This window comes from Mucilaginibacter sp. P4_E8 (assembly GCF_056401495.1).
In genome coordinates this window covers 45,254-54,599 of sequence record NZ_JBFUJG010000032.1, presented here as the reverse complement: position 1 = coordinate 54,599, position 9,346 = coordinate 45,254, and the positions used below count along the sequence as shown (strand labels likewise).

The following is a 9,346-nucleotide window of genomic DNA, read 5'->3' as shown; positions in this document are numbered from 1 at the left end:
AGGCCGTGGCGGCGAATGGATCATGAACAGGGCCAAAATCCCGGTAGCTGAGTACCAACAGTTTGCCAAAAAGTTTAACCCGGTAAAATATGACGCGGATGCCTGGGTAAAACTGGCTAAAGAAGCTGGTATGAAATACATTGTGATCACCGCAAAACACCATGATGGCTTTGCCATGTTTAAATCAAACGCCAGTAAATGGAATATTGCCGATGCTACACCATATGGCAAGGATGTTTTAAAACCATTGGCAGCAGCTTGTCATAAGTATGGTATTAAACTGGGCTTTTATTATTCGCAGGCGCAGGACTGGAATAATCCGGGCGGGGCGGCAGCACGCAAAATAAGCAGTGAAGGCTGGGCAAATCCCGATTCGGCAAAAATAGATGCCTATACTCAGGAACACAGCGGTCACTGGGATCCGGCACAAACCACTGCCACCATGGCCGATTATATTGATAAGGTAGCCGTTCCGCAGGTAAAGGAACTGCTTACCAATTATGGAGAGGTTGCGGTGATCTGGTGGGATACACCAACCAACATGACCGATGAGTACGCGCAAAAACTACATGACGTATTAAAGCTGCAACCCAACATCATCAGTAATGACCGGCTTAAACGCCCCAATTTTGCAGGTGATTATAAAACACCGGAACAAAAAATACCCAACCTGAGTGAACTTGACGGCAAAGACTGGGAAACCTGTATGACCATGAACGGAACCTGGGGTTATAAAAGCTTTGACCATAAATGGAAAACACCCGAAACCCTGATCCACAACCTCATTGATATTGCGTCAAAAGGAGGGAACTACCTGTTAAACGTTGGTCCAACTGATGAAGGGGAGTTTCCGCAGGAAAGCATCAATTCATTAAAAAAGATGGGCGAATGGATGAAGGTGAACGGCGAAGCCATATATGCCACCAAGGCCAGCCCTCTACAACCGCTAAGCTGGGGGCGCTGTACCCTTAAGCCCGATGGTAAAAACACGATCCTGTATTTTTCTGTATTTAACTGGCCAGCGGATGGTAAACTGGTAATTCCCGGATTTAAAAATGAAGTTGTTAGCGCTAAAATGCTCGCTGGTGGGGCCAGTTTAAAAACCGATGCAAGTAATGATGGCATAACTATAAACACACCTGCTAAAGTTACAGATAACATTGCTACGGTAATTAAGGTGGAAGTAAAAGGAGTTATGGATACGCAGGGAGTTAAAGCCACTGGTAAAATGAAAACAGGTGCAATTGATTAATAATTGGAGATATATCAATAATAGGTCAAGTTGAATGAAGCCACAATTACTTAAAGTATCAGCCGGTCCTGCTCAATCTTTTAGTGTTCGGCAAGATCTTGTTCCTTGTGTTAACAACCGGTGGCATTACCACCCGGAAATAGAGCTGATCCATTTTAAAAAAGGTAGCGGGACCCAATTTGTTGGCGATAATATACGGCAATTTAAATCTGGTGATATTGTAATGGTAGGGGCTTACCTGCCACATTACTGGCGGTTTGACAACATTTATTTTGCTCCGGATAATGATGTTCCTGTTAATATCGGGGTTGTCCATTTTGGCGAGAATTTTTGGGGAAATGATTTTTTGCAACTGCCCGAAAACAAGATGATCAAAACTATTCTGGAAAAAGCCAGGCGTGGGATACAAATTACCGGCAAAACTAAAAAGGTTATTGCCGAAATTATGGAAAGGCTGCTTATTGCCGAAGGGTCAAAAAGAATAGTTTTGCTAATTGAGGCCCTGACTGCAATTGCCGAATGTGATCATATGGATAACTTATCATCAATAGGGTTTAGCCCTAATGTGGAAGAATCGCGAAATGATTGCATCAATGTTATTTATAAATATTCACTGGCAAACTTCAAAAATAAAATACATATGGATGAACTTGCCGACCTGGTAGGGATCAGCCCAAACTCTTTTAGTCGTTATTTTAAATCGCGTACACGCAAAACCTATTCTAAGTTTTTGCTGGAGATTAAAGTTGGCCATGCCTGTAAGTTGCTTATAGAAAATAAGCTGCCATTAAAACAATTATGTTATGAAAGTGGCTTTAACAACTTCGCCAATTTTCRTAAATACTTTAAGCTCATTACGGGTAAAAGTCCTTTAAACTATCAAAAGGAGTTTATCCGGGTAAAATCCTAATTCTTTGTATGAAGAAATTTATATTATTTACCTACTTAACTATTTTTTATAGCGCTGTTGTTGTAAACGCGCAAGCCCGAAAAGAAATAGTTATTGCTACCAAAAATGTAAGTGTTATACTTACCATCGGCGCCAATAACAGGGTATATCAGTCATATCTGGGCAAGCGGTTTGTAAATCAGGATGATGACCGGTTAATACCCGGTGGTAAACATGAAGCCTATATTACCGGCGGGATGGAAGACCTGCTACAGCCTGCCATCCGTTTAACACATAGTGACGGTAATCCATCGCTCGAACTGCAATATGTAAGCCATGACGCGAAAAACCTGGATGATAATGTTTCGGAAACAAACATTTTGCTGCAGGATCCCAAATATCCKGTTCAGGTAATATTGCATTACCAGGCTTTCAATAAGGAGGATATCATAAAATCATGGACAGAGATCAGGAACAATGAAAAGGGTGAAATAACCTTAGATGATTATGCCTCATCCATGCTGCATTTTGAAGCTAAAGATTACTGGCTTACACGATTTCATGGCGATTGGGCCTCTGAAATGAAAATGCAGGAAAGCAAGCTTACCAGCGGGGTAAAAGAGATAGATAGTAAGTTAGGGACGCGTGCTGATATGTACCAAACCCCAGTATTTTTCCTGGCCTTGAATAAGCCCGCAGATGAAACAACCGGGGAGTTGATAGCCGGTACATTAGCCTGGACGGGTAATTTTAAATTCCATTTTGAAATTGATGAACGCAACGCGTTAAGGGTGATATCGGGCATTAACCCTTATGCCTCGGCTTATAAATTAAAAAAGGGTGAAACTTTTATTACTCCTGCCTTTATTTTCACTTACTCAACCACAGGAAAGGGGCGGGCCAGTCGTAATTTGCATAAATGGGCACGCAATTATGGTGTCCTTGATGGTAATAAGCCACGCCTTACGTTGCTTAATAATTGGGAGGCTACGCATGTTAATTTTGATGAAAAGGGATTGGTTAATTTATTTGATGACGCCACAAAATTGGGTACCGATCTGTTTTTGCTTGATGATGGATGGTTCGGCAATAAATATCCACGTAATAACGATAAAGCAGGGCTGGGGGATTGGCAGGAGAATAAATCAAAATTACCAAACGGGATAGGCTATCTGGTTAAACAGGCCGAAGCTAAAGGGTTAAAGTTTGGTATCTGGCTGGAGCCCGAAATGGTAAACCCTAAAAGCGAATTGTATGAACAGCATCCTGACTGGATCCTGAAGCTACCCAACCGCGACGAAAACTATCAGCGCAATCAATTGGTACTCGATCTTACAAACCCTAAAGTGGCTGATTATGTGTATCATGTTGTTGTTGATATGTTAGCTAAAAATCCCGGCCTGGCTTATATAAAATGGGATTGCAACCGCAGCATGACCAATGCATGGTCGCCGTATTTAAAAGACCGGCAATCTGCATTATATGTTGATTATACTTTGAGCCTGTATAAAATATTAGATCGGATACGGCAAAAATATCCACATTTACCCATTATGCTCTGCTCTGGTGGTGGAGGGCGTACCGATTATGGCGCTTTAAAATATTTTACTGAATTTTGGCCGAGCGATGATACCGATCCCCTGGAGCGCTTGTATATACAGTGGGGATATAGTAATTTTTTCCCAGCCTTAACCATCTCAAGCCATGTTACTTCATGGGGAAAGCAATCTATCAAATTTAGAACGGATGTGGCCATGATGGACAAGCTGGGCTATGACATTAAGGTTAGTAAAATGACGGATGAAGAAGTGAAGTTTAGTAAACAAGCCGTTAAAAACTATAACCGGCTAAACAATACAATTTGGTTTGGTGATCTGTATCGTATTGTTTCGCCGTATGAGGAGAATCGTATGGTGGTGATGTATGTAAATGAAGAAAAATCAAAAGCTGTTTTGTTTAATTATAACCTTAACACCCGGTACAAGGAAGTATTAAACAGGGTGCGCTTGCAGGGCCTCGACAGCCATAAACAGTACAAGGTAGAAGAAACAAACCTTATGCCTGGTACCAAATCAAACCTGGCAGAAAACGGACATGTATTTAGCGGCGATTATTTGATGACGATGGGACTTAATTTAACACCTGGAAAATTAATACCCTTAACCAGTATGGTGATAGAAATAAGTGCAGCGAATTAATAAATCATTTACGATCATGGAGTAACTCATTCAATGCCATTGGCCATCTTTTTCTGTAGGAAAAAGGTGGCTTCTTGTTTTTTGCAAAGAAATCTTTCAATATAAGTACAGCTTGTGTAAGCGCTTCTCAGCCCTGAATATTAATTTCAATTATGACCGGTTGATCAGACTTTTTTGATTGCCTGGATTAATGAAAATGGGGAAAGAAAATATCTTGTTATCACTCTTTTTCATTAACTTCAATCAATTAATATAATTATGTTTCGACGCTTACAGAGCAGGGTCAACCGTCATTTCGAACCTATTTTTTTATTACTGCTGACCGGTTTTTTGCTTATCGGCAGTATGACCCTGAAAGATAATTATCTCATCGTAACCAAATACAGCCCCTCGGGTATCATTAGCTGGGAAATTAATACCAGTAATGCCAGGCGGGATTCCATTTTGAAAGAATGGCAGGCCGGATTTAAAAAGGATCAGGTTTATACCAGTAAATCAACTTACTCAAAAACTGTAACCGGGATTGATACGGTAATTTTTCAAAACAATGCCGACTATGGCCTTATTGTGTGTTATGTAGGGATCCTGTTTATTTTAATTATCCGGATTGGCTATCAAAAGGTAAACCGCCATCGCCGAGTAATCTCGCAGGGAATGGTTTTCAACTTTATAGTTTTAGCCGTCCTGGCCGGGTTGCTAGATGTATTTGAAAATATAGGGACCAGCCGGATGCTACACCTCTTCATGCTTAAAGAAGCATTACCCGGTGTCTGGACCATCTGCATTTTTGCATGGGCAAAATACCTGTTGTTGGCTATTGTGGCCAGCAAGTTGCTATATGAGTCTTTTAAGTTAGGTAAGCCCAGGTTTTGGCTTGATTATGTATCAGCATGGCTGGGGAAATTACTTACCTACTCCTGGCGGTTCCGTATTGTACTGCTCACGCTGCTAACCTTTTTCATGGGGATATTTGTAAGTGATCAGATACAGGACATGCTGCTGTCAATCAACACATCCCGAAGCGCTAGTTTTTATTTCCTGGCCTCAACCACGCTGCTGGCCCTCATGTGCTGGCATTTACCAAAGGCAATTGATAATTCCATTAAAATAAGCTATAAGGCATTTTTTATGGGACCTGTTGATTTTAATACCCGGTTGCAGGCCGGCGCCAGACCAGCCGGTAAAGTAGATGTTGGCCGGTTGCTGGGTGCTGCCGCTTTTTTGATCCCTGCTACGGGTATCCTGCATACCATGAACGTTTACCATATTAATTACCTGCTTAACGGAATATCCCCGCTGGTTCTTCTGGTGGCTTCCCTGGGCTTTTATAAAATCGTTTTGCGCTATAACTGGATTGACCGCATATATAAATCAGGAACAACAGTGATTCAATGGCGCTATTGGTTGACCATAGCACTGCTGTTGCTACCAATGTTTATATGGGGTTACGGATATGGTAAACAAAGCCGTGAACCTTATTTTCTTGCTTATTTATCACTTGACCTGGTCTTTTTATCGGTCATTTTTATGATTACGGTCACCCTGCGTACCAGCGTTCCGGCTATTGCCAAATGGCGTGCCGCGCCCTGGATCATTTTCAGTGGACTTGCCGCTATGCTTTTTTTTATCTTATGCAATTTTCCACCCATTTTAAATGAACTTACCAGTGGCAACCGCTTTTATACCATGCCCATAGTATTATGCGCTATTGCCGGTTATTTATTGTTTTTTTCCTTTTTGCTGTTTGCAGGCAAAAAGGTAGGTATCAGCATGATCACTTTTTTATTGCTGTTTACCCTTTACCGGTCAGTAAGCACCATCACCACCTATCATGAAGCTCACGTTCAAAAACAAAAGAACTATCAAAAAAACCTGGATTCATTAAACAATTATACAGAGCAATGGCTAAACAGCCGCAAACAGGAAATTAAAGCTTTTGTTGCTCAGCATCCTGGTAAGTCTTATCCCGTATTTTTTGTAAATGCCTATGGCGGGGGTATCAGGGCTACAGTATGGACAACCATGGTTATAGGTACACTGGATAGTTTACTCAAGAGCGGGTATAAGGGTGACAATCAGGTGAAGGATTTTCAGCACTATGTTTTTTCCTATTCTGGTGCATCAGGCGGCACGGTAGGTTTATCATTGCTTTGCAGTGCCCGTTATCAATACCGGCAAAATGTGAGCGCCGATACAGTTTTTTATCCGGTTAATTCCCTCGCCGTTTACCGGAATGATTATCTTACTTCGGATATTGTTGCTTTGCTCGGAAGGGATATGCTGGCATCTGCGCTGGGAATAGCACCCTGGACAGACAGGGCAAGATTGATGGAAGAGGATTGGGAAAGGCATACCTATGCCCATCACATGGATCTGGGCGTTACAATGGGTAGGATGTGGAAGGGGAGCAATTACGAAGTGCCGCTGCTGTTTGCCAATACATTTGATGTGGATAGCGGAAAAAAGGGTATATCAGCGCCAGTATTATTGGATAGCCTTGATTTTCCATCGACGGTGTTTTTGGAACAGGAAATTGAGGATCCCGGCGACCTGCGACTGAGTACTGCGGCTTTTCTGAGTGCCAGGTTCCCTTATGTGAGTCCTACAGCTAAATTAAACGGAAAGCATCATTTTACTGATGGAGGCACCTGGGATAATTCCGGTGCAGAGACTTCGCTGGGGGTGTTGAACGTGTTTGAGAGGGTACGCAGCAAGCTGATTAAGGAGGATACCATATTTAACTATATACAGCCACAATTTTTGTCTCTCCCTAATTCGGTGAAACGGACGGAGCCAATAGGTAAGCCCAAAAATTTATTTGAGCCGCTGGCGCCACCGGTAGGCATATTGAATAGCAGGGTAGGCTATATGAAAAAATCAGATGGATGGAACTACTCTCTTTCTAAGATGAAGCATTATGGTTTTTATTTATTCAAACCTACTACTGATCAGGTACCCAATACAAGTATATGGCCGGTACTGCCACTTGGCTGGCAAATTTCAGATTATGCTATGAACAGGATGCAGGTAAGTGTATTAAGAGATAGTGCTGAAATTAATAGGGTGTTAGCACGTTTTGGCATCGTCAGAAAAAAGGGGAATTAACTTACATTTTCAAGCCATCTATAATAATTCGGGAAAATATCCATCGGTGTCTCTCAAAAGGCCATTTATCTAACAGGTAAACGGCCTTTTTTATTTATAACGCCGTATAATGCCGCTGTACAATCAATCCTTTTATTAGTAAAGTTTCCTCATGATTAATAAAAATTTAATTGTGGGTTAAGCGTATCGAGAAAAATATTTTTTTGAGATGATCACTATATTCCTATCGTAACTATACCCTACAAAAGCCCTACAACGCTTGCGATTTATGCGTATTATGATATTTATAAATCATTTATAATCAGTTATTTATAAAATATTATATAGATTTACGCTTATAAAATAACCTAAAAGCCTTTATCACATCTGCCTTAATATCACATTTTGATATTCATAAGTCCCGCAAATGTCTGTTAACAGGCCGTTTTGACCGAGCAAAGTTTAGATCGACAATTAACAAATATTTATAAACCACTTAACTATTAACTTATGAGATCAAATTTTAACTCTTATCTGCTCTGCGGAGTAATTATGGTATTATTTGCTTTATCATCCTGCCGTAAGGATAACCGGAACGACATTATACCTGCAAATGAACCTGCTCCAAAAGAAAATCAAACCACACAAGCGGTAACAGCGGCAACATTTAAAGTAGTAGGCTACTTACCCAGCTGGGAAGGGGATGTAAACAGCATCCAGTACAGCAAACTAACGCACATTAACTATGCCTTTCTTACCCCTACAACCGGCGGAGGTTTAAACCCGCTCGATAATTTACCAAAATTCACCAGTCTGGTTTCAGCTGGGCATAATAACAATGTTAAAGTACTTATTGCTGTTGGCGGCGGCGGTGGCGGCGATGCTTTTCATACCATAGTAGCCAGTTCCGGTTTACGTACCGCTTTTGTTAACAACATGGTGAACTTTGTAAATCAATATAATGTTGATGGGGTTGATATTGACTGGGAATTTCCATCAGTTGGCACCGAGGCTAATAATTTTTTATTGATGATGCAGCAACTGGCCACAGCCATGCATAACAATGGCAAGCTGTGTACCGCTGCCGTTATTTCAAATGGCGCCACTTATGTAGTAAGCGGTTTGTTTACTGCCGTTGATTGGCTCAACATCATGGATTATGACGACAATAACTTCCAGCACTCCACCTATCAATCCGCGGTTGACTGTTTAAACTACTGGAACAGCCGCGGTCTGCCTCTTGAAAAAACCATATTAGGTGTGCCATTTTACGCTCGCGATAACCGCTATGATTATTCTACTGCTAATTATAACACGATACTGGCACAAGGAGGCAGCCCAAATTCAGATACTTTTCAAAACTTTGGTTATAACGGTATCCCTACCATAACCAGTAAAACCAATCTGTCTTTTGACAGGGGGATTGGTGGTATGATGATCTGGGAATTAGCGGGTGATGCTACCGGGGCTAACTCCCTGTTATCGGCCATTCATACAGCAATAGTTGCACATGGCGGCGGCGGTGGTGGCGGCACAACTACCGCTCCGATTGGTACTGTAATATCCCTTAAAGGTTTTAATAACAAGTATGTAAGTGGCGAAAACGGTACTCAAGCCATGACCTGTACCCGCACTACTAGCGGCGATTGGGAACATTTTACCGTAATTGACGCGGGTGGTGGCAAAATATCGCTGCGCAGTATGGGCAAATATGTATCCTCAGAAAACGGAACCATGGCTATTACCTGTAGCCGTACTACTGCAAGCGATTGGGAAAAGTTTGACTGGATCCCTACTACTGATGGGAAAGTTACTTTACGGGGCAATAATGGCAAATTCATCAGCAGCGAAAATGGTACGCAGGCCATGACCTGCACCCGCACTACCGCATCCGGGTGGGAAGCTTTTGGGGTAAATCAATAA

The 9,346-nt window shown here is 41.7% G+C and carries 5 protein-coding genes; all 5 read left to right on the top strand.

Annotated features, from left to right (window positions below; translation table 11 throughout):
* A partial coding sequence (locus AC1DRQ_RS14300) for an alpha-L-fucosidase (RefSeq protein WP_477425396.1) occupies window positions 1-1,252 on the top strand: 1,252 nt, incomplete at its 5' end.
* Window positions 1,253-1,286: 34 nt separating this feature from the next.
* Window positions 1,287-2,162 carry an AraC family transcriptional regulator gene (locus tag AC1DRQ_RS14295; protein WP_477425395.1) on the top strand — a complete coding sequence of 292 codons (876 nt, stop codon included), beginning with the start codon at window positions 1,287-1,289 and terminating at the stop codon, window positions 2,160-2,162.
* An 8-nt stretch (window positions 2,163-2,170) separates the two neighbouring features.
* Window positions 2,171-4,339: an alpha-galactosidase gene (locus AC1DRQ_RS14290; RefSeq protein ID WP_477425394.1), complete on the top strand. Its 2,169-nt coding sequence runs from the start codon at window positions 2,171-2,173 to the stop codon at window positions 4,337-4,339.
* A gap of 258 nt (window positions 4,340-4,597) precedes the next feature.
* Window positions 4,598-7,444 (top strand): hypothetical protein, encoded by a 2,847-nt coding sequence (locus AC1DRQ_RS14285; protein ID WP_477425393.1) that lies wholly within the window; start codon window positions 4,598-4,600, stop codon window positions 7,442-7,444.
* Window positions 7,445-7,933: 489 nt separating this feature from the next.
* Window positions 7,934-9,346 carry a glycosyl hydrolase family 18 protein gene (locus AC1DRQ_RS14280; protein WP_477425392.1) on the top strand — a complete coding sequence of 471 codons (1,413 nt, stop codon included), beginning with the start codon at window positions 7,934-7,936 and terminating at the stop codon, window positions 9,344-9,346.

Bases quoted from the DNA above. Each gene is read 5' to 3' on its own strand.
- AC1DRQ_RS14280 (WP_477425392.1), top strand. From the start codon at position 7,934: ATGAGATCAAATTTTAACTCTTATCTGCTCTGCGGAGTAATTATGGTA.
- AC1DRQ_RS14285 (WP_477425393.1), top strand. From the start codon at position 4,598: ATGTTTCGACGCTTACAGAGCAGGGTCAACCGTCATTTCGAACCTATT.